The 26,064-nt window shown below is 63.5% G+C and carries 22 protein-coding genes and 1 tRNA gene; 15 read left to right on the top strand and 8 right to left on the bottom strand.

Annotation, left to right across the window (positions count from 1 at the left end; all coding sequences use genetic code 11):
• Nucleotides 1-9: 9 nt before the first annotated feature.
• The 3 genes from CUJ91_RS11960 to CUJ91_RS11950 form a co-directional block, all read right to left on the bottom strand.
• Nucleotides 10-834, bottom strand: a complete 825-nt coding sequence (locus CUJ91_RS11960) for an ABC transporter permease (RefSeq protein WP_006052464.1) — start codon at nucleotides 832-834, stop codon at nucleotides 10-12.
• Complete coding sequence (locus CUJ91_RS11955) at nucleotides 831-1,871, bottom strand: ABC transporter substrate-binding protein (RefSeq protein ID WP_374710191.1); 1,041 nt, start codon at nucleotides 1,869-1,871, stop codon at nucleotides 831-833. Before CUJ91_RS11955 ends, CUJ91_RS11960 begins: the two co-directional genes overlap by 4 nt.
• A 109-nt stretch (nucleotides 1,872-1,980) precedes the next feature.
• A complete protein-coding gene (locus tag CUJ91_RS11950) occupies nucleotides 1,981-3,048 on the bottom strand; it encodes a LacI family DNA-binding transcriptional regulator (protein ID WP_114156258.1) in 1,068 nt (355 codons plus the stop codon).
• A 195-nt stretch (nucleotides 3,049-3,243) separates the two neighbouring features.
• On the opposite strand from CUJ91_RS11950, the gene CUJ91_RS11945 reads away from it, so the two are divergent.
• The 3 genes from CUJ91_RS11945 (at nucleotide 3,244) to CUJ91_RS11935 (ending at nucleotide 5,030) form a co-directional block, all read left to right on the top strand.
• Nucleotides 3,244-3,328: transfer RNA gene (locus CUJ91_RS11945), tRNA-Leu, on the top strand.
• Between the two features lie 250 nt (nucleotides 3,329-3,578).
• Nucleotides 3,579-4,271 (top strand): class I SAM-dependent methyltransferase, encoded by a 693-nt coding sequence (locus CUJ91_RS11940; RefSeq protein ID WP_244230938.1) that lies wholly within the window; start codon nucleotides 3,579-3,581, stop codon nucleotides 4,269-4,271.
• A 351-nt stretch (nucleotides 4,272-4,622) separates the two neighbouring features.
• A complete protein-coding gene (locus tag CUJ91_RS11935) occupies nucleotides 4,623-5,030 on the top strand; it encodes a cupin domain-containing protein (RefSeq protein ID WP_006051216.1) in 408 nt (135 codons plus the stop codon).
• A gap of 58 nt (nucleotides 5,031-5,088) precedes the next feature.
• Here the strand turns inward: CUJ91_RS11935 and CUJ91_RS11930 are convergent, their stop codons facing one another.
• Together CUJ91_RS11930 and CUJ91_RS11925 are read right to left on the bottom strand one after the other, a co-directional pair.
• Complete coding sequence (locus CUJ91_RS11930) at nucleotides 5,089-5,961, bottom strand: hypothetical protein (RefSeq protein WP_114156257.1); 873 nt, start codon at nucleotides 5,959-5,961, stop codon at nucleotides 5,089-5,091.
• A gap of 146 nt (nucleotides 5,962-6,107) precedes the next feature.
• A complete protein-coding gene (locus tag CUJ91_RS11925; RefSeq protein ID WP_114156256.1) occupies nucleotides 6,108-6,863 on the bottom strand; it encodes an SDR family oxidoreductase in 756 nt (251 codons plus the stop codon).
• A 503-nt stretch (nucleotides 6,864-7,366) separates the two neighbouring features.
• On the opposite strand from CUJ91_RS11925, the gene CUJ91_RS11920 reads away from it, so the two are divergent.
• The 5 genes from CUJ91_RS11920 (at nucleotide 7,367) to CUJ91_RS11900 (ending at nucleotide 12,915) form a co-directional block, all read left to right on the top strand.
• Complete coding sequence (locus CUJ91_RS11920) at nucleotides 7,367-8,878, top strand: sugar ABC transporter ATP-binding protein (protein ID WP_029967549.1); 1,512 nt, start codon at nucleotides 7,367-7,369, stop codon at nucleotides 8,876-8,878.
• A gap of 16 nt (nucleotides 8,879-8,894) precedes the next feature.
• Nucleotides 8,895-9,920 (top strand): ABC transporter permease, encoded by a 1,026-nt coding sequence (locus CUJ91_RS11915; protein WP_006051220.1) that lies wholly within the window; start codon nucleotides 8,895-8,897, stop codon nucleotides 9,918-9,920.
• A gap of 93 nt (nucleotides 9,921-10,013) precedes the next feature.
• Nucleotides 10,014-10,955: an ABC transporter substrate-binding protein gene (locus tag CUJ91_RS11910; RefSeq protein ID WP_006051221.1), complete on the top strand. Its 942-nt coding sequence runs from the start codon at nucleotides 10,014-10,016 to the stop codon at nucleotides 10,953-10,955.
• Nucleotides 10,956-11,009: 54 nt separating this feature from the next.
• Entirely contained in the window at nucleotides 11,010-12,308 is a 1,299-nt protein-coding gene (locus CUJ91_RS11905; RefSeq protein ID WP_044021750.1) for an L-fuconate dehydratase, read from the top strand.
• A gap of 100 nt (nucleotides 12,309-12,408) precedes the next feature.
• A complete protein-coding gene (locus CUJ91_RS11900; protein WP_029967545.1) occupies nucleotides 12,409-12,915 on the top strand; it encodes a M48 metallopeptidase family protein in 507 nt (168 codons plus the stop codon).
• 4 nt (nucleotides 12,916-12,919) lie between these two features.
• Here the strand turns inward: CUJ91_RS11900 and CUJ91_RS11895 are convergent, their stop codons facing one another.
• A complete protein-coding gene (locus tag CUJ91_RS11895) occupies nucleotides 12,920-15,268 on the bottom strand; it encodes an FdhF/YdeP family oxidoreductase (RefSeq protein ID WP_114156255.1) in 2,349 nt (782 codons plus the stop codon).
• A gap of 166 nt (nucleotides 15,269-15,434) precedes the next feature.
• On the opposite strand from CUJ91_RS11895, the gene CUJ91_RS11890 reads away from it, so the two are divergent.
• Both CUJ91_RS11890 and CUJ91_RS11885 read left to right on the top strand, forming a co-directional pair.
• Nucleotides 15,435-16,868 carry an aminotransferase-like domain-containing protein gene (locus CUJ91_RS11890; RefSeq protein WP_053858460.1) on the top strand — a complete coding sequence of 478 codons (1,434 nt, stop codon included), beginning with the start codon at nucleotides 15,435-15,437 and terminating at the stop codon, nucleotides 16,866-16,868.
• Nucleotides 16,869-16,930: 62 nt separating this feature from the next.
• Nucleotides 16,931-17,260, top strand: a complete 330-nt coding sequence (locus CUJ91_RS11885) for a helix-turn-helix domain-containing protein (protein WP_006051226.1) — start codon at nucleotides 16,931-16,933, stop codon at nucleotides 17,258-17,260.
• 24 nt (nucleotides 17,261-17,284) lie between these two features.
• Here the strand turns inward: CUJ91_RS11885 and CUJ91_RS11880 are convergent, their stop codons facing one another.
• Nucleotides 17,285-17,779: a lysozyme inhibitor LprI family protein gene (locus CUJ91_RS11880; protein WP_053858458.1), complete on the bottom strand. Its 495-nt coding sequence runs from the start codon at nucleotides 17,777-17,779 to the stop codon at nucleotides 17,285-17,287.
• 250 nt (nucleotides 17,780-18,029) lie between these two features.
• Here CUJ91_RS11880 and CUJ91_RS11875 point away from each other — a divergent pair, with 250 nt between their 5' ends.
• The 5 genes from CUJ91_RS11875 to CUJ91_RS11855 all read left to right on the top strand — a co-directional run bounded on the left by CUJ91_RS11875 (nucleotide 18,030) and on the right by CUJ91_RS11855 (nucleotide 23,998).
• Complete coding sequence (locus CUJ91_RS11875) at nucleotides 18,030-20,327, top strand: putative bifunctional diguanylate cyclase/phosphodiesterase (protein WP_006051228.1); 2,298 nt, start codon at nucleotides 18,030-18,032, stop codon at nucleotides 20,325-20,327.
• 121 nt (nucleotides 20,328-20,448) lie between these two features.
• A complete protein-coding gene (locus tag CUJ91_RS11870) occupies nucleotides 20,449-21,849 on the top strand; it encodes an FAD-containing oxidoreductase (RefSeq protein ID WP_006051229.1) in 1,401 nt (466 codons plus the stop codon).
• A gap of 185 nt (nucleotides 21,850-22,034) precedes the next feature.
• Nucleotides 22,035-22,610: a TMEM175 family protein gene (locus tag CUJ91_RS11865; RefSeq protein WP_029967532.1), complete on the top strand. Its 576-nt coding sequence runs from the start codon at nucleotides 22,035-22,037 to the stop codon at nucleotides 22,608-22,610.
• 2 nt (nucleotides 22,611-22,612) lie between these two features.
• On the top strand, nucleotides 22,613-23,419 hold the full coding sequence (locus CUJ91_RS11860; protein ID WP_029967530.1) for a hypothetical protein: 807 nt from the start codon (nucleotides 22,613-22,615) through the stop codon (nucleotides 23,417-23,419).
• Nucleotides 23,420-23,509: 90 nt separating this feature from the next.
• A complete protein-coding gene (locus CUJ91_RS11855) occupies nucleotides 23,510-23,998 on the top strand; it encodes a metallophosphoesterase family protein (RefSeq protein ID WP_114156254.1) in 489 nt (162 codons plus the stop codon).
• Between the two features lie 85 nt (nucleotides 23,999-24,083).
• On the opposite strand, the gene proP is transcribed toward CUJ91_RS11855, so the two are convergent.
• The gene (gene proP, locus CUJ91_RS11850) at nucleotides 24,084-25,586 is read right to left on the bottom strand and encodes a glycine betaine/L-proline transporter ProP (protein WP_029967528.1); all 1,503 of its coding nucleotides are present in this window, start codon (nucleotides 25,584-25,586) and stop codon (nucleotides 24,084-24,086) included.
• Nucleotides 25,587-26,064: the final 478 nt, after the last annotated feature.

Here is a 26,064-nt window from a genome sequence, read left to right as displayed (position 1 = left end):
CGACGGCGCTCATGCGCTCGCCGCCACAGCGGAACCGCTCACGCTGCGCGCCAATGCGAGCACGGCCCACGTGACGATGCCGAGCACGATCGAAAGTCCGGCCGCGGTGATCATGTTCGCGTTGAGCGTGAACTCGGTGTAGATGGTCATCGGCAATACGTCGATGTCGGTGGCGAGCGTGAAGGCGGTGCCGAATGCGCCCATCGCGGTCGCGAAGCACACCGCGCCGGCCGCGATCAAACCGGGCGAGAGCGCAGGCAACACGACATCGCGCGTGATGCGCCACGGCGATGCGCCGAGCGAACGCGCGGCTTCCTCGAGCGACGCATCGAGCTTCGTCGCCGAGGCCATCACCGTGACGATCACACGCGGAATCGAGAAGTACAGGTAGCCGAGAAAGAGACCGCTCATCGAGTACGCGAACACCCAGCGGTCGCCGGTGAGTTTGAGTGAGAGCGCGCCGATCAGCCCTTGCCGTCCCGCGAGCATGATGACCATGAAGCCGACCACGACGCCGGGAAACGCGAGCGGAAACGTCAGCAATGCGAGCAGCGTGCGCTTGAACGCGAACTCGCGGCGCGCGAGCAGCAGACCGGCGATCACCGAAAGCACCAGCGTTGCCGCCGTGACGGCTGCGGACAGCATGACCGTTGCGCCGAGGCTCGACATGTAGCGCGGATTCGTCAGCATCGCGCGATAGGTGGCGAACGCGTGGCCGTCGCCGCTCAGTTGCGCGAGCGCGCCCATCGGCAACAGCCAGAACGCGATGAAAACCGCGAGCGCCGGCGCGAGCAATGCAATGCGCCAGCGCAGCGGGAACGTGATGTCGTTCAATGCATCACCTGCAAATAGCGTTCGCCGAAGCTCGCCTGCTTCTCGGCCATCTTGCCGAAGTCGACCGGTTTTGCGCGCGCATAGTCGCTGGCCGGCAGAAACTTCGCGGCGGTTTGCGCGCTCATCGCATTCGCGCGCACGGGACGCAGATACGCATCGGCCCACAGTTTCTGGCCTTCGTCGGAGAGCACGAAATCCAGCACCTTCTTGCCGTTCGCTTCGTGCGGCGCGCCCTTCACGAGGCTCATCACATACGGCACCGAGATCGTGCCTTCTTTCGGAATCACGAATTCGACGTTTGCATGGTCTTTATATTTCGCGCGATAGGCGTCGAAATCGTAGTCGAGCAGAATCGGAATTTCGCCGGACATGACGCGCGCGTAGGCCGTTTGCTTCGGCACGATCGGCGCGTTGGCCTTCAATTTGCGGAACCAGTCGAGGCCCGGCTCGAAGTTATCCAGCGTGCCGCCGAGCGCCTGATTCACCGCGACCGCGCCTGCATAGCCGACGAACGCGCTCGACGGATCGAGGTAGCCGATCATGCCTTTGTACTCGGGCTTGAGCAGGTCGGCCCACGAGCGCGGCACCGGCTTGCCTTCGAGCGCGTCCTTGTTGACGAAGAAGCCGAGCGTGCCCGAGTGAATCGTGAACCAGTAGCCTTGCGGGTCTTTCAGGTTCGCGGGAATGTCGTCCCAATGCGCGGGCTTGTACGGCTCGACCACGCCCTTGTCCTTCGCCTGGAATGCCGACGATACGCCGAGATACACGACGTCCGCGACGGGGCTTTTCTGCTCGGCCATCAACTGAGCAATCGACTGGCCCGAGTTCTTGTTGTCGAACGGCACGCGAATGCCGGTCTTTTGCTGAATGGCCTTGATCTGGCTGGCCCAGTCGGCCCATTCCGGCGGACAGTTGTAGCAGATTGCGGTTTCGTCGGCGCGGGCTGTTTGCGGCGCGATGATGGCAAGCGCGGCGAGTGCGGCGCTTGCCAGCACGCCGCCGGCGGCGAATACGGTGGACTGCGCGAGGCGGCGCATCAGCGAGCTTGGCGGCGATGCAAGTCGAAGGGGAGAGCGGATCACTGTAGTTATCCTCACGAAAAAAGATGGCGGGTGGTTGGATCGCCTGTTTTCAGGCAGTTGTTATTCAGGACGCTAGATGAAAGCGCGTATTCGTTTGCGGCGCGGCGGTGTCGTTACGGTTCGAAATCGCGGCGATGGTCGCGCCTTCGCGCAGACTGTGCGGCAGCGTCAGCGCGAGCGGCGCATCGCTCATGCCTTCGTCGCTGCTCGTGACGCGCGCGAGCAAGCGACGCCACGCCGCGCAGCCGATCTCACGGTTCGGCGCGCAGACGCTCGCGAGCGGCGGCGACAGCAGTTCGCCCATCGCGAGGCCGTCGAAACCGAGAATCGACATATCGCGCGGAATCTGCAGACGCGCGCGGCCCAGGCCGCGCATCACGACCATCGCGAGCAGATCGTTGCTGCAGAAAAGCGCGCTCGGGCGATTCGCGCCGTGCGTCAGATGCGCGAGCACCGAGGGCGCGAGTTCGTCCGCGTTGAAGTCGACTTCGAGCGCGGGGGCGGGCATGAGGCCGGCTTGCTGCATCGCCTGTGCATAGCCGAGGTGACGTTGACGCGCGCGGTCCGACGCGGCGAGCGTGCCGGCGAGCATCAGGATGCGGCGATGGCCGTGAGCGATCAGCATGCGCACGCCTTCGTACGCGGCCAGACGGTTGTCGACGGACACCGACGGACGCCGCACCGTGTCGTTGTGCATCAGCACATAGAGGAGGCCGTCGCGATCGAGTTCGTCGAGAAGCGGATGCGTGTCGGCGTCGGTGACTGTGAGGATCAACCCTTCCACGCGATGTTCGCGCAGCGTTTCGATCGCGCGTCGTTCGCGGTCGGCGTCGTATTGCGTGGTCATCAGCATGAGCCGGTAGCCGTGCGCCGCCGCGAGTTCGTCGATGCCCTGCAGGCATTCGGCGAACACCGGATTCGCGAGCGTCGGCACGATCACGCCGATCAGGCGCGTGCGCTCGCCGCGCAACTGACGTCCGAGCGGGTTGGGCCGGAAGCGCAGCGCGTCGATGGACTGCCGGACCTTGTCGAGCGTGACGGGATTCACGGTGTGCGGCGCGTTGATCGCGCGCGAGACCGTCGCGATGGAAAAGCCCGCGTGCGCAGCGACATCCTTGATCGTCGGGGTCATGGTTTCCGCTCGGTGGTGTCCGTTCGATGTAAACGTTTTCGGTGCCGATTATCGGGAACGTTTGTGACCGGGGGATGACTTCGGCGCGGCGGGGGAGTGGAGGGTTGTGAGGTGGCGGCTGGCGCGGTTGATTAGCCCGTTGGTTGGCCCGGCGGCCAATGGTAGAATGCGCGTCCACGCGGTTTTGCCTCCCTCGCCGGGATGATGAAATTGGTAAACATAGCGGACTTAAAATCCGCCGCCTAACGGCTTGCCGGTTCGAGTCCGGTTCCCGGCACCAGAGAACCAGGGCTTTCGGCGCGTGCGTCTCCGATTCAATTGACGCCGCCGCCACTTCAGCACTTCACCCATCTCCTCACGGCGGATTCGCCCATACTCCTTACACAATCTTTCCTGTGTGGTAGAGTTTTCGCTGCGGTCGAAGCGATGCTCATCTGCAGCGAAGGCGATTAATTCATTAATTGAGAATCCGCGAGAGAGATTTATCGATCATGCATAACCTGAATTGGAAGAGCGACACGGACTTCGAGATGGGTGGCTACATCTTGCGCATGAATTATGAGCACGGTGGCAGCAAATTGAAGTCCGAGGGAAATGAGTTCCTTCTCATGAAGGCAAAAAACTTCCTCGGGCACTACACATCGCTTCGTCCGGAAGAATGCCGAAAAGTACTTGAATTAGGCGTTTATCAGGGCGGCTCCTTCGTCTTTCTGGATCAGCTTTTAAAGCCCGAAAAGATCTCGGCTCTCGAGTTATCGACTACTCCCATCCCCGCGCTCGATGAATACGTCGAGAAGAATGCCGGCCGCGCCAGGCTTTACTACGGTACATCGCAAGACGACGTAGCTAAACTCCATCAAATCGTCGACGAAGATTTCGGCGGTGAACTGGACCTGGTGGTAGACGACGCTTCGCACTTTTACGAGCAGACGAAAACGTCGTTCAAGACGCTTTTCCCATTGGTTCGCCCTGGCGGTCTTTACATCATTGAAGATTGGAACTGGTCGTTTCAGGATGCATTTCAGGCATCCGATAATGGCTGGTTCCCCGTTCCGTCTCCGGCGAATCTGATGGTCGATCTGCTGGAAGACATGACCCGCAACCGCATGATTGCCGGGGTCGAAGTTCATCGCGAATTGTGGAAGATTCGCAGATCAGACGTTAATACCGGCGAAGTCTTTGCATCGCAAGGACGCAGAGGACGGTCGATAGGACTCTTGTGACAGCGATTCGCCGTGCCAACTGCTATTCGTTTGGCGCGGCTAAATCACAAACTCCGCACAAACCACCGCACAGAGCACCGCACAGAGCACCGCACAGAGCACCGCACTAACCGCCGATACGTTTCCCGCGTTGCCGGCGCCTGCTTGTGCCTGATTGGTGCCAGCCGGACAACACCGTGATCCCATCCGCGGGTCTACCGCGCCACACCACGTCGGCCTACGATGACTTCGTGGCGCTCATCGCCGCTCACGGCATCCGCCAGGCGCGAGCGTTCACCACAGCGTCCACTTCTTCCGTTCCTTGCCAACTTCGTCGCGCATGGGCAGGGCGCGCTATTTGAGAGGCACATCATGTTTTCACCAAAGAACACTGCAATCGCCATGCTCGTCGTCGCGGCTGCGCATGTCGGCGTGGCCGGTGCGGCGGCGCCCGAAGCCGTCGTGGCGCCGCTGATGGAAAAGGCGCTCGACGATTATCCCGGCAAGGAAGCGCTGATGATCACCGTGACCTATCCGCCGGGTTCCGTCGATCCCGTTCATCGGCATCATGCGCACGCCTTCGTCTATGTGCTGGAGGGATCGATTGTGATGCAGGTCAAGGGCGGCAAGGAAGTCACGCTCACGCCTGGGCAGACCTTCTACGAAGGGCCGAACGATGTCCATACCGTCGGGCGCAACGCAAGCCAGACGCAACCCGCGAAGTTCATCGTGCTTCTTCTGAAGGACAAGGGCGCGCCTGTTCTGGTGCCGGAGAAGTAAGCGCGTTCGTCATACGTCGATAGTCCAATTGTGCGACTGTGCGCAAACCGCGTCAGATTCACAGCGCACCAGCCAGCCACAGCGCGACGTTGACCGAATAGCGGTGAACGTCGCGCAACGCTTGCGGCTCGCTCTGCATCGTGTTTCCAGGAGGCTCGCTCACAAAGCTCGGGCAACCGAGTCGCGCATCCCAGTTGTAGTCCGCAAAATGATGAAAGGTACTTTGCGCGACTGCCGGACCTCCGCGGACCGAAGGTTCGAATGCGACTGCAAGATTGAAACTCTTGCCCGTTGCTTTGCTCTTGCCTCGTGCGATCACTCGGGCGGGTTCGTCCTCAGGAGCCTCGACGGCGCCTTCATGCGGATGTGCCGGCAGGAACCGGATTGCGCCGCCGGGAGAATCGGGGTCCGCCAACACGGGATGTGTGGGGCCCACGATCGTGATTTCCTGGAAGTCTCCGTTTCTGCCCGAGTGAAAATTGGGCCACGAGATGTGGGTCGAGAACGGGTCGTCGGCCACATGTCGCGATGGGTCGGGGTGCCGATTGCGCGTGTGAAAATGGTGCGCCTTGCCCACTCCGCCTAACGTGCAGAGTGAACTGCCCACATCCATGTGATCCCTCGTGACCAGCAGGCCGCGGCCCGCGCGTCGGAATCGCGTGATTCCCTCGCAATCTTCCGAGGTTAGACCGTCGCCTTCGTCGACGGCAAACAACCACAACTCGTCGAACTCGCTCTCATCGAGACGCGAAAGAATCGGGTCCGGCTCCCCGAGCCGCTCGCGGTCGCGAGCAACGACATTGAAGGCCACGCGCCCTTCGGGATCTCGATACGTCCGCAGCAATTCCGCGAGGCGGCTGAATCGCGCAATCGACCAGTCGTTGCTGCTGGGCAGGATGGTCGTTTGAAGCAGGATCTGGATGGTACGCATGATGGTGAATGAGTATGTCGGGACGAGGCGACCAATCGTAGCGCGGAACTGGCCGCCAGGTAGGCGTTAGATGAAGGCGGCTCTGAAATGCGTGCGCCCGGGCGTGAGCCGCCCGGGCAGGATTCGACGCGCACGCCAGTAATGTTTCAGGCTCCGGCCTGCGAGTGACGCAGCCATTCGTCCAGGCCGATGCGGCCCAAGCGCGCGTCGCCCAACGGCACCAGCGACTGGTCGTCGACCAGGCCGCCGAAGTATCGGGCCTCCGGGTCTCTCACGACCTCGCGCGGATCGCCGGCGGCCTTCAGATAGCGGGCGATGATTTCGTTGAACGGCGCTTTTTCCGGGCCGGCAATCTCGACGATGCCGTTGCGCGGCGCCGCAAGCGCCACGTCGGCCACGATCGCGGCAACGTCGTCAGCCGCGATGGGCTGAAACAGGCCGGGCGAGACCCTGATGACGTTTCCATCCGCACCCGACTCGGCGATGCCGCCGAGGAACTCCAGGAACTGTGTCGAGCGGATCACGGTGTAGGGGATGCCGGATTTCACGATCAGCTTTTCCTGCGCGACCTTGGCGCGGAAATAGCCGTTCTCCGGCGTCCGCTCGATTCCGACGATGGAGAGCGCGACATGATGCTGGACGCCCGCCGCTGCCTCAGCCGCAAGAAGATTGCGGGTGGAAACCTCGAAGAACTCCAGCACGGCCTTGTCTTCGAACGACGGTGAATTGGCGAGGTCGATCACCACCTGCGCGCCGGCCACCGCTTCGTTGAGTCCCTCTCCGGTGATGCTGTTGATACCGCTTCTGGGCGATGCAGCGACGACCTCGTGGCCGTTCTCGCGCAGAATGGCGACAGCCTTCGAGCCGATCAGGCCGGTGCCTCCGATCACGACGATTTTCATGATTGCTGTCCTTTATCGATCACTCGACACCCCATTCGGGTTCGAATGCAGTTGATGAAAGATCAGGGACGGTTCGCTGCCCTGAGCACGCGCTACGCTCGTTGAATCACACCACGATCATAGGCGGGCCCTGCCTGCTGCGGTAGGCATGCATGGAGACACATGGCGTTGCCGGCCCGGCACCAATCAGGGAACGGATCGGCATGGGATCACGACCGAACGAAACCTGTAGAAGCGGTGTTTGCGGAGGCAGGCTTGTCTGAAAAATCCCAAACTCTGCACAAACGACCCCCGTAACCACTCCAGACACTCGGGAATGCCTGCACTTGAGCCGCTGCCTTCGCGCGTCGTAGAATCGTCGCACATCGGTTTGGGGGTCCAGCAATGTGCCTGGCTTCTCGTTGCGATTTCAGTCGAACCACCGCGCGCCGTCCGGCGCTTTCGCGCTCCGCCTGCCGGGTTGAGGCGAGCGTTTGCCGTGCAGCCGTCGTCGGCGTCGCGCCATGACCCCGCTGATTTCCGTCAAAAAGCTCAGCAAGAGCTTTCCCGGCGTGCGGGCGCTTCACGACGTCCAGTTCGAACTGATGGCGGGCGAAGTCCACGCGCTGATGGGCGAGAACGGCGCCGGCAAATCGACGCTGATGAAAATCCTCGCCGGCGTGTACACGCGCGATTCCGGCGAAATCCTGGTTGGCGGCGAGCCGGCCGAATTCCTGAGCCCGCGCGACGCGCAAGCCGCGGGCGTCGGCATCATTCATCAGGAACTCCAACTGATGAATCACCTCACGGTCGCGCAGAACATCTTCATCGGCCGTGAGCCGCGCGGGCGGCTCGGCCTCTTTCTCGACGAAGACAAACTCAACATCGCGGCGCGCGAAATTCTGTCGCGCATGCATGTGAATCTCGATCCGCGCGCGATGGTCGGCGAGCTGACCGTCGCGAGCCAGCAGATGGTGGAGATCGCCAAGGCGTTGTCGTTCGACTCGCGCGTGCTCATCATGGACGAGCCCACGTCCGCGCTCAACGACGCCGAAATCGCCGAGCTGTTTCGCATCATTCGCGAACTGAAATCGCGGGGCGTCGGCATCGTCTACATCTCGCACAAGATGGACGAACTGAAGCAGATCGCCGACCGCGTCACCGTGCTGCGCGACGGCGAATATGTCGCCACCGTCGACGCCGCGAACACCACCGTCGAGGCGATCATCGGCATGATGGTCGGACGCACCTTGAGCGACGCAACGCCCGCCGCGCGCGATGCGGCGCAAGGCGAGACCGCGCTCGAAGTCAGGCATCTGAATGCCGGGCCGCTCGTGCGCGATGTGAGCTTCACGTTGCGCCAGGGCGAGATACTCGGCTTTGCCGGTTTGATGGGCGCGGGCCGCACCGAGGTCGCGCGCGCGGTGTTCGGCGCGGACCCCGTCGAGTCCGGCGAAATCTTCGTGAAAGGCGCGAAAGCGTCGATTAAAAATCCAAGCGATGCAGTCGCGCACGGCATCGGCTATCTCTCCGAAGACCGCAAGCGCTTCGGGCTTGCAACGGGCATGGACGTCGAGTCGAACATCGTCATGTCGAACCTGCGCAATTTCCTGTCCCTCAACTTCTTTTTGCGCCGCGCGCGGATGCGCCGCCGCGCGAGTCATTTCATCAATCTGCTGGCAATCCGCACGCCGTCGGCGAGTCAGGAAGTGCGGCTCCTGTCCGGCGGCAACCAGCAGAAGATCGTCATCGCGAAGTGGCTGGAGCGTGACTGCGACGTGCTGTTCTTCGACGAACCCACGCGCGGCATCGATGTCGGCGCAAAAAGCGAGATCTACAAACTGCTGCGCTCGCTCGCGGAAGAGGGCAAGGCGATCGTGATGATTTCGTCGGAGCTGCCGGAGATTCTGCGCATGAGCGACCGCATCGTCGTGATGTGCGAGGGCCGCATTACCGGCGAACTCAGCGCGAAAGAAGCGACGCAGGAGCGCATCATGCATCTGGCCACGCAGCGCCAAACCCTGAAAGCGGCGTGAGCCGCGAGAGGACGCTATGACAGTGCAATCCGATTCCTCCGCGCTCACCGGCGCGCGGCGCCTGAGCGGCCTGAAGGCCCGCATCTTCTCGCCGACGGCGTTGCAAAAGATGCTCGCCTTCGCGAGCCTCATTCTGCTGCTGGTGTTTTTCAGCTTCGCGTCGCCGGCATTCATGCAGATGGACAACATCCTCGGCATTCTGCAGGCGACGGCGGTCAACGGCGTGCTCGCCATTGCGTCGACCTTCGTCATTATCACGGGCGGCATCGATCTGTCGGTCGGCACGTTGATGACCTTTACCGCGGTGATTTGCGGCGTCTTTCTCACGTATTGGCATCTGCCGATGTGGCTCGGCGTGCTCGCGGCCATCGGCACGGGCGCGATCTGCGGGACGATCTCCGGCACGCTCACCGCGAAGATGAAAATCCCGCCGTTCATCGCGACGCTCGGCATGATGCTGCTGCTCAAGGGACTGTCGCTCGTGGTGTCGGCGGACAAGCCGATCTATTTCACCGACACCGAAAACTTCTACATGATTTCGCAGGACTCGCTGATCGGCTATTTCGTGCCGAGCCTGCCGATTCCGAACGCGGTGCTGATCCTGTTCTTCCTCGCGATCGCCAGCTCGATCACGCTCAATCGCACGGCGCTCGGACGCTACACGTTCGCGCTCGGCAGCAACGAAGAAGCGGTGCGGCTGTCAGGCGTGAACGTCGATCGCTGGAAGATCGCCATTTATGGCCTTGGCGGCGCGATTTGCGGCATCGCGGGTCTGCTCATCGCGTCGCGTCTAAACTCGGCGCAGCCGGCGCTCGGCCAGGGTTACGAGCTCGAAGCGATCGCGGCGGTGGTGATCGGCGGCACGTCCCTGTCGGGCGGCTCGGGGACGATACTCGGCACCATCATCGGCGCATTCATCATGAGCGTGCTGACCAATGGCTTGCGCATCATGTCGGTCGCTCAGGAATGGCAGATCGTGGTGACGGGCCTCATCATCATTCTCGCGGTCTACGCCGACATCCTGCGGCGCAGAAAACGCTGAACTCGCGCCGGACAATATCAACAAGGGAGGCGCGATAACGCTTCCCCGACGACTGTAGAAGAAGAAGGTCCACACCTTAGGAGGAGAGAGTCCATGTTGAATCGGAAAGCATTCGGCGTCGTGGTCGGCTTGAGCGCGCTCATCGGCGGGGCGAATCTCGCTCATGCCGACGACGTTTATATCCCGCTCATTTCGAAGGGTTTCCAGCATCAGTTCTGGCAGGCCGTCAAAGCCGGCGCGGAGCAGGGCGCGAAGGAACACAAGGTCAGAATCACGTTCGAAGGCCCGGAAACCGAGGCGATGGTCGACAAGCAGATCGACATGCTGTCGGCCGCGCTCGCGAAAAAACCGCAAGCCATCGGCATTGCCGCGCTCGATAGCAAGGCGGCCATTCCGCTCCTGAGACGCGCGCAGTCGGCGAAGATTCCGGTGATCGCATTCGACTCCGGCGTGGACAGCGACATCCCGCTCACGACCTGCTCGACCGACAATCTCGCCGCCGCCGCGCTCGCCGCCGACAAGATGGCCGACGCCATCGGCAATGCGGGCGATGTCGGCGTGATCGTGCACGATCAGACGAGCCGCACGGGCATCGACCGGCGCGACGGCTTCGTGAACCAGATGAAGAGCAAGCATCCGAATGTGAAGATCGTGTCCGTGCAATACGGCGGCGGCGACCACCTGAAGTCCGCGGAAATCGCCAAGGCGATGATTCAGGCGAACCCGAACCTGAAGGGCATTTTCGGCGCGAACGAAGGCTCCGCGGAAGGCGCGGCAATCGGCGTCAAGGAGTCGGGCAAGAAGCTCGTGCTGATCGGCTACGACTCGGGCAAGGAGCAGAAGGACGACATCAACTCAGGGCTGATGGCGGGCGCGATCACGCAGAACCCGATCGGCATCGGCAAATGCGTGGTGGATTCCGCGGTCAAGGCGCTCAAAGGCGAAAAGCTGCCGAAGAAAGTCGACACCGGCTTTTACTGGTACGACAAGAGCAACATGAACGATCCAAAGATCGCGGCGGTGCTCTACGATTGATCGTCGCCCGAATGCAGCCGTCGAGGAGCGTGTGACATGACCACCAGCACCACGATCACTACCATCACCCGGCTGTCGGTGCGGGACATTCGCTTTCCGACCTCGCGCTCGCTCGACGGCTCCGACGCAATGAACGCCGCGCCCGATTATTCGGCCACTTACGTGACGCTCGAAACGGACGCGCCGCAAGCGCTCGTGGGTCATGGCCTGACGTTCACGATCGGGCGCGGCAATGAAATCTGCGTGAGGGCGGTGGAGGCGCTCGCGCCGCTCGTCGTCGGTAAAACGCTCGAGGACATTGCCGCGAACATGGGCGCGTTCTGGCGCGCACTGACGTCGGACAGCCAGTTGCGCTGGATCGGTCCGGACAAGGGCGCGATCCATCTGGCCACCGCGGCGGTCGTCAATGCCGTGTGGGACCTGTGGGCGAAAGCGGAAGGCAAGCCGGTGTGGAAGCTGCTCGTCGACATGAGCCCCGAAGAACTCGTGCGCTGTCTCGACTTTCGCTATGTGACCGACGTCATCACGCCGCACGAGGCGATCGCGATGCTGCATCGTCACGCGGCAACCAAGGCCGTGCGCGAGAAGGAAATGCTCGCGCAAGGCTACCCGGCTTACACGACCTCGGCGGGCTGGCTCGGCTACGACGACGACAAGATTCGCCGCCTCGCGCGCGAAGGCGTCGCGCAGGGCTGGACGCATTTCAAGCAGAAGGTCGGCGGCAATCTGGATGAAGACATGCGCCGCGCCCGCATTTTGCGCGAGGAAATCGGCCCCGGCCGCAAGCTGATGATGGACGCGAACCAGGTGTGGGACGTCGATGAAGCCATCGCCAACATGCGGCATCTCGCGCAATTCGATCCGTGGTGGATCGAGGAGCCGACGAGCCCCGACGACATTCTCGGTCACGCGGCGATTCGCGCGCGGCTCGCACCGATCGGCGTAGCGACCGGCGAGCACTGTCATAACCGCGTGATGTTCAAGCAGTTGCTGCAGGCGCATGCGATCGACTTTTGCCAGGTCGACAGTTGCCGGCTGGGCGGTCTGAACGAAGTAATCGTCGTGCTGCTGATGGCGGCGAAGTTCGGCGTGCCGGTGTGTCCGCACGCGGGCGGCGTCGGTTTATGCGAGTACGTCCAGCATATTTCGCTGTTCGACTATATTTGCGTGTCGGCGTCGCTGGAGAACCGCGTGCTCGAATACGTGGATCATTTGCACGAGCATTTCGTCGATCCTGTTGTGATCCGCAACGGCCGTTATATGCCGCCGCAGCGTCCGGGCTACAGCATCGAGATTCACGCGGACTCGCTCGATCAGCATGATTTTCCTGGCGGCGCCGCCTGGCGCATCTGATGCACGCGAGGCAAGCGAAGAGACGGCCGTGTAAACTCGCCGTTTAGCGACCTGCTTGCGAAGTATTCGACACGCAGGCCGCCCACGCCAGGCCACGACCATGCATCATCATTTGAAATACCTGAGCGGCTATCCGCCCGCGCTGCTCGACAAAGTCACCAAGCTCATCGCCGACGATCAACTCGGCGCATACCTCGCTGCCCGCTATCCGAATACGCATGACGTGCAAACCGACCGTGCGCTCTACACGTATTGCGCGGAATTGAAGCGCGAGCATTTGCGCAGCGCGGAGCAGATCGACAAGGTCACGTACGACAGCAAGCTCGATGTGATGCGCCACGCGTTGGGTCTGCACACGAGCATCTCGCGTGTGCAGGGCGGCAAGCTGAAGGCGAAGAAGGAAATCCGCATCGCGTCGTTATTCAAAAACGCGGCGCCGGAGTTTCTGAAGATGATCGTGGTGCACGAACTCGCGCATCTGAAGGAAAGCGATCACAACAAGGCGTTTTACCGCCTCTGCGAGTTCATGCAGCCGGGCTACCATCAGTTCGAATTCGATCTGCGGCTTCACCTCACGCATCGCGCGTTGGCGAAGGCGCAGACCTGATGCGTCAGGCCGCGACGGCCTCGAGCGCCGACGCCTTCAACAACACGGGAATCGACTTCGAAGTCGGCGTGCCCGCGCCGTCCGCAACCGACGACAGCGGCACGAGCGGATTCGTCTCCGGATAGTAAGCGCCGAGGCAGCCGCGTGGAATGTCGTATTCGACCAGCAAAAAGCCATCCGCGTGACGCTCGATGCCGTCGGCCCACACGCTCGTGATGTCCACGCGCTGTCCGGCCGCGAAACCCAGCATCGCGATGTCGTCCTTGTTGGCGAACAGCACGCGCCGCTGTCCGTACACGCCGCGATAGCGGTCGTCGAGCCCGTAAATCGTCGTGTTGTACTGATCGTGCGAACGCGTCGTCATCAGCGTCATCAGGCGCTCGCCATGCTGCTCGCGCGCGCGATGAATCGGCGTGTCGAGCGCGATGGCATGCACGAGGAACTGCGCCTTGCCGCTCGGCGTTTTCCAGATCCGTTCACGCGATGCGACGCCGAGATGGAAGCCGCCCGGCCGCTTCAGACGCTCGTTGTAATCGTCAAAGCCGTCGATCACTTTCGCGATGCCGTCGCGAATCAGCGCGTAGTCCGCGGCATGCGCGAGCCAGTCGACCTTGTCGCTGCCGAGCGTCGCGTGCGCCATGCGCGCGACGATCGCGATTTCGGAGAGCAGATTTTCTGAAGCCGGCTTATTCATGCCGTACGAGATGTGCACCATGCTCATCGAATCCTCGACGCTCACGCCTTGCGCGACGCCGTTCTGCAAGTCGATCTCGGTGCGGCCGAGCGTCGGCAGAATCAGCGCATCGCGGCCATGCACGAGATGGCTGCGGTTCAGCTTCGTCGTGATGTGCACGGTGAGATCGCACGAACGCATCGCTTCCCACGTGCGCGGCGTGTCCGGCGTCGCAATCGAGAAGTTGCCGCCGAGACCGATAAACACTTTCACCTTGCGATCGAGCATCGCCTGAATCGTGTTGACGACATCGAGCCCATGCTCGCGCGGCGGCTCGAAACCGTACACCTCGCCGAGCCGGTCGAGAAACGCCTGCGTGGGCTTTTCCTCGATGCCGACAGTGCGGTCGCCCTGCACGTTCGAATGGCCGCGCACCGGGCACAGCCCCGCGCCGCGCCGGCCGATATTGCCGCGCATCATCATCAGGTTCGACAGCAGTTGCACTGTCGCCACCGAATTCTTGTGCTGCGTGAGACCCATGCCCCACGTCGAGATCACCGCGCGGCCTTTCGCGTAGATGTCGGCGAGCTTCAGCACGTCTTCGTACGGCACGCCCGATTCCGCGACGATGGTGTCCCAGCGCTCAGTGCGCAAGTCTTGTGCGAACGCCTCGAAGCCGACCGTGTGTTCGGCGAGGAACGCGACGTCGAGCACGCGAGCCAGACTGGACGCCTGCGCTTCGTCATCGAGTTCGATCACGCGCTTGGCCACGCCCTTGATGAGCGCGAAGTCGCCGCCGACCTTCGGGCGGATAAACACCGAGCTGATTTTCGTGCTGCCCATCGTCAGCATTTCCACCGGATGCTGCGGGCTCGCGAAACGCTCCAGCCCGCGCTCCTTCAGCGGATTGATCGACACGATGGTCGCGCCGCGCTTTGCGCACTCGCGCAGTTCGCCGAGCATCCGCGGATGGTTGGTCGCCGGGTTCTGGCCGAAGATCAGCAGCGTGTCCGCGTGTTCGAAGTCGTCGAGCGTGACCGTGCCTTTGCCGATGCCGACCGTGTGCGGCAAGCCGCGGCTCGTCGCTTCGTGGCACATGTTCGAGCAGTCGGGGAAATTGTTGGTGCCGTACATGCGCACGAACAACTGGTAGAGAAACGCAGCTTCGTTGCTTGCGCGGCCCGACGTGTAGAACGCGGCCTGGTCCGGATCCTCGAGGCGCTTCAGATGGCTCGCGATCAGATCGAACGCTTCGTCCCAGCCGATCGGCACGTAACGGTCGCTCATCGCGTCGTAGACGAGCGGGTCGGTCAGGCGGCCGTGCTGTTCGAGCTCGAAGTCGGACTGCGTCATCAGTTCGGCGACCGTATGCTCCGCGAAGAACGCGGGCGTCACGCGCTTGCTGGTCGCCTCGGCGGCGACCGCCTTCACGCCGTTCTCGCAGAACTCGAACGTGGACGCATGCTCGCGGTCGGGCCACGCGCAGCCCGGACAGTCGAAGCCGTCCGGCTGATTCTGCTTGAGCAGCGTGCGGTAATTGCCGCCCGTGACCTTTTCCTTGATCAGGTTGATGGCGACGTACTTGAGCGCGCCCCAGCCGGCCGCCGGGTGCGTGTACGGCTCGATGCGGGCGCCGCTGGTGTCGGCGCCTGATTTATTGCGGATGTCGGTGTTCTTCATGATGTTGCCGCGCGTGGTCTTGTCATGGCTTTTCGGGCCGATGTTCCAAGACTACTGTGTTCCAATCGCAGTGCAGCATACAGAAAAACAAAAAGGGAAGGGATACAGTTCTTGCGTTTTGTCATAGACTGGCGCGCGAGATATCCGTTTTCCTTGAGCCACGTCCTTGAAACTCTACGAAAAGCTCGCCGACGAAATCACCCAGTCCGTGCGCCGCGGCGTATTCGCGGCGGGAGAGCGGATTCCGTCCGTGCGGCAGGCGAGCCAGCAGCATGGCGTGAGCATCAAGACGGTGCTGCATGCGTATGCGTTGCTGGAAAGCCGGGGCATCGTCGAAACGCGTCCGCAGTCCGGTTATTTCGTGCGCGAAGCGGCGCTGAATGCGTTCCGGCCCGAAACGCGGCGCGCGGACAGCAAAGCCGCGCCGCCTGTCGCGCCGGTTGCCGCCGAAGTCGACGTGAGCCGTCTCGTGCTTTCCACGCTGCGCAGCATCCGCGCGCACGACGCCGTGCCGTTCGGCTCGCCATATCCCGACCCGTCGCTGTTTCCGTGGCGGCGCATCAATCAGTATGCGAACGCGATTGCGCGCCGTCAGGCGAGCTGGAATCTGATCGACGATCTGCCGCCCGGCAACCCCGAACTGATCCGGCAGATTGCGCGCCGTTATGCCGAGAACGGCATGCCCGTCGATCCCGGCGAGATCGTCATCACGCTCGGCGCCACCGAGGCAATCAACCTCAGCCTGCAGGCGATCGCCAAACCGGGCGACACGGTGGCCGTCGAATCGCCGACTTACTACGCGATGCTGCACGCCATCGAGCGGATGGGCATGCGCGCGATCGAGGTGGCGACGCATCCCGTCGACGGCATCGACATCGACGCGCTCGCGCAGGTGATCGCGAGACAGAAGATCGCCGCCTGCATGGTGATGCCGAACTTCCAGAATCCGCTCGGTTTTCAGATGCCGGACGCGCGCAAGCGGCAACTCGTCGAACTGCTCGCCGCGCACCAGATTCCGGTCATCGAAAACGATGTGTATCAGGAGCTGTATTTCGGCGAGTCGCGGCCGTCCACATTGAAGAGCTTCGACACGCAGGGGCTCGTGCTGCATTGCGCGTCGTTCTCTAAAAGCCTGACGGCGTCGTACCGGATAGGCTGGGCGCTGCCGGGCCGTTATCGCGCGCAGGTCGAGAAGCTCAAGTTTCTGAATACGCTGACGACGCCTTCGGTGCCGCAGGTCGCCGTCGCCGATTATTTGCGGCAGGACGGCTACGACCGGCATCTGCGTCACGTTCGCAAGGTTTATCGGCAGCAGGCGAGCATCATGAGCGCGATGGTGCAGCGGTTCTTTCCGGCGGGCACGCGCATCTCCGCGCCGCAGGGCGGCTATGTGCTGTGGGTGGAGTTGCCCGAGCGCGTCGATTCGATGAAGCTGTATCGGGCGGCGCTCGCGCGCGGCATCACGGTCGGGCCCGGCATGATGTTTTCGACGCGCAACGATTTTCGCCATTTCATCCGGCTCAACTACAGCTATCCGTGGACGGCTGACAGCGAGGCGGCGTTAAAGACACTCGGCGAACTGATCACGCAGATGACGTGAAGCGCCGGCATCGCTCGCACGAAAAGCAAGGCGGCCGGCGGATAAAACACAAGGAGACATGAATGGACGAAGAGGGAATCGATCCGGTGCTGCTCGCCGTGCTCGCGCAGCTTTGGCGCGCGCAAAGTGAACGGCCCGCGCGGCAGACGCCGGGCGGCTCGTGGTCGCTCGCGAGGCTGTCGAAGCAGGCAAACGTGCCGATGAGCGCGCTGCGGCGGCAGTTGACGGCGCTCGTTGACAGCGGCCTCGTGGAGACGATGTTCGATGAGGAGGGCGCCGGCACTGCGCGTCTTACGGAGACCGGCCGCGAGTTGTGCGCGGAGCTGTTCGGCGAGAGCGGAGCGGCGGAAGATGCCGCGCCTGATCCAGACACGCCGCCGAGCCTTCACTGAAGCGACGCACGGCGCAGCGCGTGACTACGTTCGTCCCAACATCGCGACGCCGCAGAACCAGTCGCCGCCATGCGGCGTCTGGTGGTTCCACTGGCTGCCGTTCTGCTTGATGACGCTCGCGCACTGCTCGCCGATCACGATGCCGGGATGCGCGGCCGTGCATTGAAGCATCGTGGGATCGACGCTCGAAGCACCCATCCGCACGCCCGCAATCACCTGCTCCAACTCGCCGATACGCGCCGCGTACCACGTCCCCAAACACGCGGCGTCGCGGCAATTCGCCTCGCGCCACGCCCACTTGCTGTCGCTGTCGGCGATGAAGCCGCGCCGGTCGCTCACCGTGCGCCGCGCTTTCCAGTAGAGTCGGCCCAACGTATCGTCGAGGCGCGACAGCGCGGGATCGTTGCAGATGATCTTTTCGGCGAGCGAGCGTCCCTTGCTGCAATCGAAGCTCGCGGCTTGAGCGGACGGATGCGCGATCAGCAGCGCGGCGATCAGAAGAGGGCGGACGATTTTCATGACGGTTCACGCGATGCAGGGTTTCTCATGCAACGGATGATCGTCCGATCGCGCGTCATGCGGACGCCGGAAAAAGCAGCGGTTAGCGCAAGTGATTACCAGATATTGCCTTGCGCGACGCGTGCGGCGCCGCGATAGTGGAAGGCACGGCAAATCGAAGCGCCGCCTGCGGGAATCCTGTGCATTCGACGGGTATACCCTGGTGCGCTGCTTACACAATCTTGCCGATGTTGGGTAGGGGGGCGCATATATGAACCGCGAAGCGACATCACGCATGGAGGCAGGAGCGACGCCCGATAGTTGCCGATACCGGCCGGATCTGGCCGAAGAGGTGCTGGCGTCGGAGCGCAGCGTATTGCGGCTCATCACCCGCAATACGCCGTTGCCGGAATTACTGGACGAGGTGTGTCACCGCGCGGAAGCGCTGCTCGGTTCGGGCGCGGCATGCTCGATCCTGTTGCTCGACGAAGACGGCCTGCATGTGCGCATGGGCGGCGCGCCGTCGCTGCCCGCGCACTTCAGCGCGGCAATCGACGGTGTGGCGATCGGCCCGTGCGCGGGCTCGTGCGGCACGGCCATGTACGAGCGGCGGCTCGTGGTCGTCGAGGACATCGAGACGGACCCGCTGTGGGCGGACTTCCGCGCGCTCGCGTTGCCGCTCGGCCTGCGCGCGTGCTGGTCGGTGCCGTTCGAAAACGACGCGGGCGCCGTGCTCGGCGCGTTCGCCGTCTATCATCGCGAGCCGCGCCGGCCGACCGCTCAGGAAGAGACGATGCTGCGCGACATCGGCCGCAGCGTCGGGCTCGCCGTGCATCAGGACGCGATGGCGCAACGTCTCGCGAACAGCGAGGAGCATCATCGGCTCGTCGTCGATCATCTGATCGAAGGCATCGTCGTGCAGTCGCGCGAAGGCGTCGTGCTCGCCTGCAATCCGAGCGCGCAGCGCATGCTGCGCACCGGGCCGCAAATCGTCGGGCGCAGCATTCGCACGGTGATGGTGCGCGGCTTTCACGAGGACGGCTCGCCCGTGAAGGAAGATGAGCGGCCCACCAGCCAGGTGCTCGCGACCGGCAAGCCGATGCTCGGCGTCACGCTCGCCGTCGAACTGGTGAGCGGCGAAGTCATCTGGATCACCGAAAACGTGGTGCCGATCCTGAAGCCGGGCCAAAGCAAGCCCGACTCCGTGCTGATTTCCTTCACCGATATTGGCCCCGTGCGCGAGGCGCAGCGCCAGCTCAAATTCCTCGCGACCCGCGATTCGCTCACCGGCCTCTACAACCGCGCGTATCTGACCGAGCGGATGAACAGCCTGTTCGCGCCTGGTGCGCCGAACGGCAGCGGCGAATTCGCGAACGTCGCGGTGCTGTTCGTCGATCTCGACGGTTTCAAGAAGGTCAACGACACGGCCGGTCACGAGGCCGGCGACGCGTTGCTGAAGAGCGTCGCGCAGCGGCTCGCCGGCTGCGTCGGCCCCGACGACACGCTCGCGCGCGTGGGCGGCGACGAGTTCGTGATCGTGGTCGGCGCGAGCGATTGCAGCGACCGGCTGATCGCGCTCGCCCGTCATATCCTCGACGAAATCGCGGTGCCGTTCGCGGTGGCGGACAACGAGTACTACCTGGGCGCGTCGATTGGCATCAGCCGCTTTCCCGAAGACGGCCAGGATGCGCCGACGCTGATGCGCAACGCCGACTCGGCCATGTATCACGCGAAGCAGCGCGGCCGCAACAATTTCCAGTTCTTCACCGCCGAGCTCAATCAGCAACTGCAGCGCCGCTTTGTGATCGAGCAGTCGCTGCGGCGCGCGCTCGCCGGCGGCGAACTGAGCCTCGTGTATCAGCCGATCGTCGATAGCCACGCGGGCCGCACCATCGGCGCCGAGGCGCTCCTGCGCTGGTACAACAGCGAGCTCGGCAACGTGTCGCCTGCCGAGTTCATTCCAGTCGCGGAAGACGCGGGCCTGATCGCCGAGATCGGCGAATGGGTGCTCGCGCACGCGTGCGAGCAGGCCGCGCGCTGGCGGCGCACGCTCGCGCCCGACCTGATCGTCGCGGTGAACCTGTCGCCGCGCCAGTTCAACGACGGCCTCGTCGAGCGGATCAGGCGCTGTCTCGACCAGTCCGGGCTCGACCCGGCGGCGCTCGAACTCGAAATCACCGAGCGGCTTCTGATGAGCGACAGCGACACCGTGCTGCCGATGTTGCAGACACTGAGCGCGACGGGCGTGCGTATTTCCGTCGACGACTTCGGCACCGGCTATTCGTCGCTGTCGTATCTGAAGCGCTTTCCGCTGCATAACCTGAAGATCGACCGGTCGTTCGTCGCGGGCTTGCCGGATCATCGCGATTCGATCGCGATCACCCAGGCGGTGGTGGCGATGGCGCATTCGCTCGGCATGAACGTCACCGCGGAAGGCGTGGAAACGCCCGAGCAGGCGGCGTTTCTGCGCTCGATCGATTGCGACAAGCAGCAGGGCTATCTGTACAGCCGGCCGGTCGGCGCGAGCGCTTATGCGCGGGCGTTGGCGGATGCGTATGCGGCGACGTGAGAGGTGACAAGCGCGGTGACGTGAGCGGTGACGTGAGCGGTGACATGAGCTGTGACATGAGCGCGGCGGCGACTGGGCGTAAGATGCAACGACCCGCACGCGAGCCGCAAGGAGAGTCGTCATGGCACAGCACTTCGACGCAGTTGTGATCGGCACCGGACAAGGCGGCCCGCCGCTCGCCGTGCGTCTTGCCGAAAGCGGCCGGCGCACGGCGGTCATCGAACGCGCGGCGTTCGGCGGGACGTGCGTGAACGTCGGCTGCACGCCGACCAAGGCTTATGTGGCGAGCGCACGCGCGGCCCACGTCGCGCGCCACGCGGCGCGGCTCGGCGTGCTGGTGAGCGGTTCGGTCAACGTCGATCTGTCGGCGGTGAAGGCGCGCAAGGACAAGATCATCGGGCAGTCGCGCGACGGCGTCGAACAATGGCTGCGCGGCACCGAGAATGTGACGGTCTTCAACGGCCATGCGCGCTTCACGGGCGCGCATACGGTTTCCGTCAGCGGACCGGACGGCGCGCTGCTGCATGAAATCAGCGCCGACGAAATTTTCCTCAATACCGGCACGCGCGCTGTGGTGCCGCGGCTCGAAGGCATCGAGCGAATCCGCTATTACACCAACTCCAGTCTGCTCGAGCTTACCGAGTTGCCGAGCCGGCTCGTGATCGTCGGCGGCAGTTATATCGCGCTCGAATTCGCGCAGGTGTTTCGCCGCTTCGGCAGCGAAGTGATCGTGCTGGTGCGCGGCGAGCGGGTGCTCACGCGTGAGGACGCCGATCTTGCCGAGTCCGTGCAGCAGGTGCTGGCTCGCGAAGGCGTTGAGTTCCGCTTCGGCGTGCAGCCTTCGCGCGTCGAGCCGCATCCGCATCGCGAGAATGAAGTGTGTATCGGCTTCGAGCAGAACGTGCCGGCGCTCGAGGCGTCGCATCTGCTGTTCGCGACCGGCCGCGAACCGAATACCGACGACCTCGGCTTGGCCGCCGCCGGCATCGAGACCGACCGGCACGGCACGATTCCCGTCGACGGCCAACTGCGCACCAACGTGCCGGGCGTGTGGGCGATCGGCGACATCAACGGACGCGGCGCGTTCACGCATACGTCCTACGACGACTACCAGATCGTCGCGGCCAATCTACTCGACGGCGGCGCGCGCACGGTCGACACGCGCATCATGGCGTATGCGGTATTCGTCGATCCGCCGCTTGCGCGCGTCGGGCTTTCCGAGGACGACGTGCGCAAGAGCGGCCGCGACGCGCTGATCGCGACGATGCCGATGTCGCGCGTCGGCCGCGCGCGCGAACGCGGCGAAACCGACGGCTTCATGAAGGTGCTCGTCGATGCGCGCAGCAAGCAGATTCTCGGCGCGGCGATCCACGGCATAGAAGGCGACGAGGCGATCCATACGTTCATCGACATCATGACGGCGGGCGCGCCGTATCCGACCTTGCAATACGCGATGCATATCCATCCGACCATCAGCGAATTGATCCCTACGCTGCTCGACGGTCTGAAGCCTTTGAAATAGCTCGGCTCGAAAGAGGCGGATTGCAAGAGGCCGATCGCAAGACGTGGATCGACAACGCGTTGCGGCATCGCGGATAATCGCGAGCGGCGCGGGCCGTGCGTGCGATGTATGCGCGGTCCGCATTCAGCCTGCATTGGACCCGCATTCAACCCGCATTTAACCCGCATTCACTCGAGGAACCGCCGATGGGCAAGGGACGCGTCGAAGCCTTCAGCGATGGCGTGATCGCCATCATCATCACGATCATGGTGCTGGAAATCAAAGTACCGGACGGCTTCGACCTCGCCGCGCTGCGGCCGCTCCTGCCGGTGTTCTGCGCCTATGTGCTGAGCTTCATTTACGTCGGCATCTACTGGAACAATCATCACCATCTGTTCCATGCCGTGACGAAGGTCAGCGGCGGCGTGCTGTGGGCCAATCTGCATCTGCTGTTCTGGCTGTCGCTGCTGCCCGCGGTCACGCATTGGGTCGGCGAGAACCATCTGGCTTCGTGGCCGACCGCGCTATACGGCGTCGTGCTGTTCATGTCGGCGATCGCCTATTTCATTCTGACGCGCTTGCTCATCCGTCAGCACGGCCTCGACTCGGCGCTTGCGAAGGCGGTCGGCAACGACTTCAAGGGCAGGGTGTCGGTCGCGATCTATCTGGCGGGCATCGTGACGGCGTTCGTTGAGCCGTTGATTTCGGCGGCGCTTTATACGCTCGCTGCTGCGTGGTGGCTCGTGCCGGATCGGCGGATTGAGCACGTGCTGGAAGGTTGAGCGTGCTGGCGCTCAAGCTTGCGCTCGTGCCGGCGTTCCTCGCCGCGCTGACGATGGCGGCGCGCTTGTGGGGGCCGTCGGTGGCGGGCTGGCTCGCGGGCCTGCCGGTCGTCGCCGGACCGATCGTGCTGCTGCTTGCGCTCGCGCGAGGGCCGTCGTTCGCGGCGCAGGCGTCGGTGGCGTCGATTGCGGCGATCGCCGCGTCGGAAGCCTTCAACTTTGCGTATGCGTGGAGTTGCCGCCGTTTCTCGTGGCCGCTTGCGTTGGTCGCGGGCATGAGCGGGTGGTTCGTGGCGGCGATGTTGTTGACGCGACTGCCCGCGTCGCTCGCGTGGGCAGTCGCCGTGGCTTGCGTGGCGGTCGCGGTTTCGCAATGCGGCTTGCCGCGCGCGACGGGGCAGGTGCCGGCCACGCGCGCCGGCTTCGGCGAGCTCGTACTGCGCATGGTCGCGGGCGCGCTGTTGACGCTTGCGGTGACGAGCCTTGCAGCGTCGATGGGCGCGACGTGGAGCGGCTTGCTTTCCGTGTTTCCGTTGCTTGGGATGGTGCTCGCCGTGTCGGCGCAGCGCGAGCATGGACCCGATTTTGTCGCGTTGCTGATGCGCGGCATGGTGGTCGGGCGCGGCTCGTTCGCCGCATTCTTCGCTGTGACCGCGGTGCTGCTGCCGCGCTATGGCGTGTGGTTGAGCTTCGCGTGTGCGTCGGCGGTGTGCATCGTCGTGCACGGCGCGACGCGGCGCATGCTGGATGCGAGGCGGCCCGCGCAAGAGGTGTCGCGTGAAGCTTCGTTGCGGCAGCCAGTGGATTGATTGCGCGGGCGCTGGCGCTGGCGAGTCGCCGTCTGCGCGCGCATCGTTTGCGGTTTGCGAACAAGCCCGAGCTTCACGGATACTGTTGTCATGACTTCAGCCACACCCCATCCGCCGCCAGCCCGCATCGGGCTCATCTCCGACACGCATAACCTCGTGCGGCCCGAAGCGCTCGCGTATCTCGCGGGTTGCGACGCGATCATCCACGCGGGCGACATCTGCAACGAAGCGGTGCTTGACGCGCTCGCGCAAATCGCACCGCTCACCGTGGTGCGCGGCAATAACGACGTAGGCGAGTGGGCCGCATCGCTGCCGACGCATGCGACGCTCGCCGTGCAGCAGGTCACGATCCTCGTCGTGCACGATATCGCCGACGTGCCGGCCGATCCGCGTAAAGAAGGTATCGGCGTGGTGGTGACCGGACACTCTCACAAGCCGTCGATCAGCGAGCGCGACGGCGTGCTGTTCGTCAATCCCGGCAGCGCAGGCCCGCGGCGCTTCAGGCTGCCGGTTTCGGCCGGCATCCTCACGATCGAAGGCGCGCGGGCCGAGGCACGCGTCGATCCGCTGCTGAAATGAAAACGGGCCGGCAAAATGCCGGCCCGTCCTGTACTACTTGCACTACTTGCGATGCTCTCAACAAGCGCCGCAGTTCGCCCTTAAATCACGCACGCGCCGTAGCGGTCGCGGCGTAGCCTTCGTCCATCTCTTCCGCTTCGCGTTCGCCGCGCAGCACGGCGTGCGCTTCCGCGCGCGTCGCCACGCACGGGCCCGAGCCGAGCAGCGGCTTGCGTGCCGTTTCGCGCAGCGCGACAACCGACACGATGCCGATCAGCGACGCGCCCATCAGGTAGTACGCGGGCATCATCAGATTGCCGGTGCGGTCGACGAGCCATGCGGTCACGAGCGGCGTCGTACCGCCGAACAGCGACACCGAAACATTGAAGCCGATGGCGAGCGCGCCATAACGGATCTTCGTCGGGAACAGCGCCGGCAGCGCCGACGGCATCACGCCCGTAAAGCACGACAGCAGCACGCCGAGAATCATCAGCCCGCTGAACACCGGCAGCAGCGTGCCCATGCGGATCAGCAGCAGCGCCGGAATCGACAGCGCGAAGAGACCCACGCAGCCGAACAGCATCACCGGCTTGCGGCCGATCGCATCCGACAGACGGCCGGCTGCGAGCGTCGCCGGCATCATCAGCACCATCACGAGCAGCACGATGAAGAGACCGTGCGACTCGTTGAAGTGCAGCGTGGCCGACAGATAGCTCGGCAGATACGAGAGCGCCATGTAGTCGGTGACGTTGAAGATCAGCACGAGGCCGACGCACAACAGCAGCGGCTTCCATTGCTGCACGAGCAGATTGCCCAGCGACTGCTTCGGCAGCGCCTTGTCTTCGGCTTCGCGTTGCTCGGCCTGCTTCTTGAACGCGGGCGTTTCCTCGAGCTTCATGCGGATGTAAAGACCCACGAGCCCGAGCGGACCGGCGATCAGGAACGGCACACGCCAGCCCCACGACAGCAGCGCCTCGTTCGACAGCGTAGCCGTCAGAACGGCGACCGTGCCCGCGCCGAGCACGTAGCCGATCAGCGTGCCGAACTCGAGGAAGCTGCCCATGAAGCCGCGGCGCTTGTCCGTCGAAAATTCGGCGATGAAGGTCGCTGCGCCGCCGTATTCGCCGCCCGTCGAAAAGCCTTGCACGAGACGCGCGACGAGCAGCAAGGCCGGCGCGAGAATGCCGATCGACCCGTAGCTCGGAATCAGCCCGATCGCGAAGGTGCCGAGCGCCATCATGATCATGGTCATTGCCAACACGCGTTGACGGCCGATGCGGTCGCCGAGCGGACCGAACACCATGCCGCCGACGGGCCGCACGAGGAACGCCGCGGCGAACGTGCCGAAGGTCGCGATCAACTGGGCGGACGGGCTCGACGACGGGAAGAACACTTTGCCGAGCGTCACAGCGATGTAGCTGTAGACGCCGAAATCGAACCATTCCATTGCGTTGCCGAGCGCCATGGCGCCGACGGCACGCTTGAGGAGAGACTTGTCGACGACGGTGATGTCGTCGAGAGAGAGGCGTTGTTCTTGTTTGTGGTGTCGCCAGAAGCCGTTGCTGGAAGCGGTCAAGGTAAAAACTCCGATGACTGCGACGAAACTCATGATGCGTTCCGCCACGGTTGCTGGAAAGTGCAGTTTCGCAAACGGGGCAAGGCCTCTTCGCCGCGACGGCGAAAGAGCGGGCGCGCGTAAAAAGAAACGCGACGCGCAGCCAGGGCCGCAAAAGCAGCAAACGCCCGTGCCTCGCGAGCCTGGTCGCGAAAAAACACTCGTCTAGATTGTGCTGACTATTGCGCCTGCCTGGCCGTGAAGGGGGCAAGCGCATGAGGACGCGGGTGGCTGAAGCCGGACCGCACGCCACTGGAAGGCTTGAAACGAAAAAGGCCGGTGCTTTATTCGCCGCCTGGTTTGCCTCTGGGGATGACCTCAGGACAGCTTCAGGGCAATGTCAAACGACGATACGACCGACAAGCCTTCTTGTATAAAAACTGTTCCATCGCGATGGACACGCGCAGTGCAAGCACTTGGTGTCGCAAGGTCAGAGAACGCGAATGAAGGTGAATTGCTGTTGGAACGATGC

The organism is Paraburkholderia graminis (assembly GCF_003330785.1).
In the GTDB taxonomy this organism is placed as follows: domain Bacteria; phylum Pseudomonadota; class Gammaproteobacteria; order Burkholderiales; family Burkholderiaceae; genus Paraburkholderia; species Paraburkholderia graminis.
Note: the sequence above shows the minus strand (reverse complement) of the source record. Positions and strands in the feature narration are given on the sequence as shown.

Excerpts from the sequence above, each read along its gene's own strand:
- CUJ91_RS11885 (WP_006051226.1), top strand. The coding sequence starts at position 16,931 with ATGGACGAAGAGGGAATCGATCCGGTGCTGCTCGCCGTGCTCGCGCAG.
- CUJ91_RS11935 (WP_006051216.1), top strand. The coding sequence starts at position 4,623 with ATGTTTTCACCAAAGAACACTGCAATCGCCATGCTCGTCGTCGCGGCT.
- CUJ91_RS11895 (WP_114156255.1), bottom strand. The coding sequence starts at position 15,268 with ATGAAGAACACCGACATCCGCAATAAATCAGGCGCCGACACCAGCGGC.
- CUJ91_RS11925 (WP_114156256.1), bottom strand. The coding sequence starts at position 6,863 with ATGAAAATCGTCGTGATCGGAGGCACCGGCCTGATCGGCTCGAAGGCT.
- CUJ91_RS11955 (WP_374710191.1), bottom strand. The coding sequence starts at position 1,871 with ATGCGCCGCCTCGCGCAGTCCACCGTATTCGCCGCCGGCGGCGTGCTG.
- CUJ91_RS11920 (WP_029967549.1), top strand. The coding sequence starts at position 7,367 with ATGACCCCGCTGATTTCCGTCAAAAAGCTCAGCAAGAGCTTTCCCGGC.
- CUJ91_RS11915 (WP_006051220.1), top strand. The coding sequence starts at position 8,895 with ATGACAGTGCAATCCGATTCCTCCGCGCTCACCGGCGCGCGGCGCCTG.
- CUJ91_RS11880 (WP_053858458.1), bottom strand. The coding sequence starts at position 17,779 with ATGAAAATCGTCCGCCCTCTTCTGATCGCCGCGCTGCTGATCGCGCAT.
- CUJ91_RS11855 (WP_114156254.1), top strand. The coding sequence starts at position 23,510 with ATGACTTCAGCCACACCCCATCCGCCGCCAGCCCGCATCGGGCTCATC.
- CUJ91_RS11865 (WP_029967532.1), top strand. The coding sequence starts at position 22,035 with ATGGGCAAGGGACGCGTCGAAGCCTTCAGCGATGGCGTGATCGCCATC.
- CUJ91_RS11875 (WP_006051228.1), top strand. The coding sequence starts at position 18,030 with ATGAACCGCGAAGCGACATCACGCATGGAGGCAGGAGCGACGCCCGAT.
- proP (WP_029967528.1), bottom strand. The coding sequence starts at position 25,586 with ATGAGTTTCGTCGCAGTCATCGGAGTTTTTACCTTGACCGCTTCCAGC.
- CUJ91_RS11930 (WP_114156257.1), bottom strand. The coding sequence starts at position 5,961 with ATGCGTACCATCCAGATCCTGCTTCAAACGACCATCCTGCCCAGCAGC.
- CUJ91_RS11910 (WP_006051221.1), top strand. The coding sequence starts at position 10,014 with ATGTTGAATCGGAAAGCATTCGGCGTCGTGGTCGGCTTGAGCGCGCTC.
- CUJ91_RS11940 (WP_244230938.1), top strand. The coding sequence starts at position 3,579 with ATGGGTGGCTACATCTTGCGCATGAATTATGAGCACGGTGGCAGCAAA.
- CUJ91_RS11950 (WP_114156258.1), bottom strand. The coding sequence starts at position 3,048 with ATGACCCCGACGATCAAGGATGTCGCTGCGCACGCGGGCTTTTCCATC.
- CUJ91_RS11870 (WP_006051229.1), top strand. The coding sequence starts at position 20,449 with ATGGCACAGCACTTCGACGCAGTTGTGATCGGCACCGGACAAGGCGGC.
- CUJ91_RS11900 (WP_029967545.1), top strand. The coding sequence starts at position 12,409 with ATGCATCATCATTTGAAATACCTGAGCGGCTATCCGCCCGCGCTGCTC.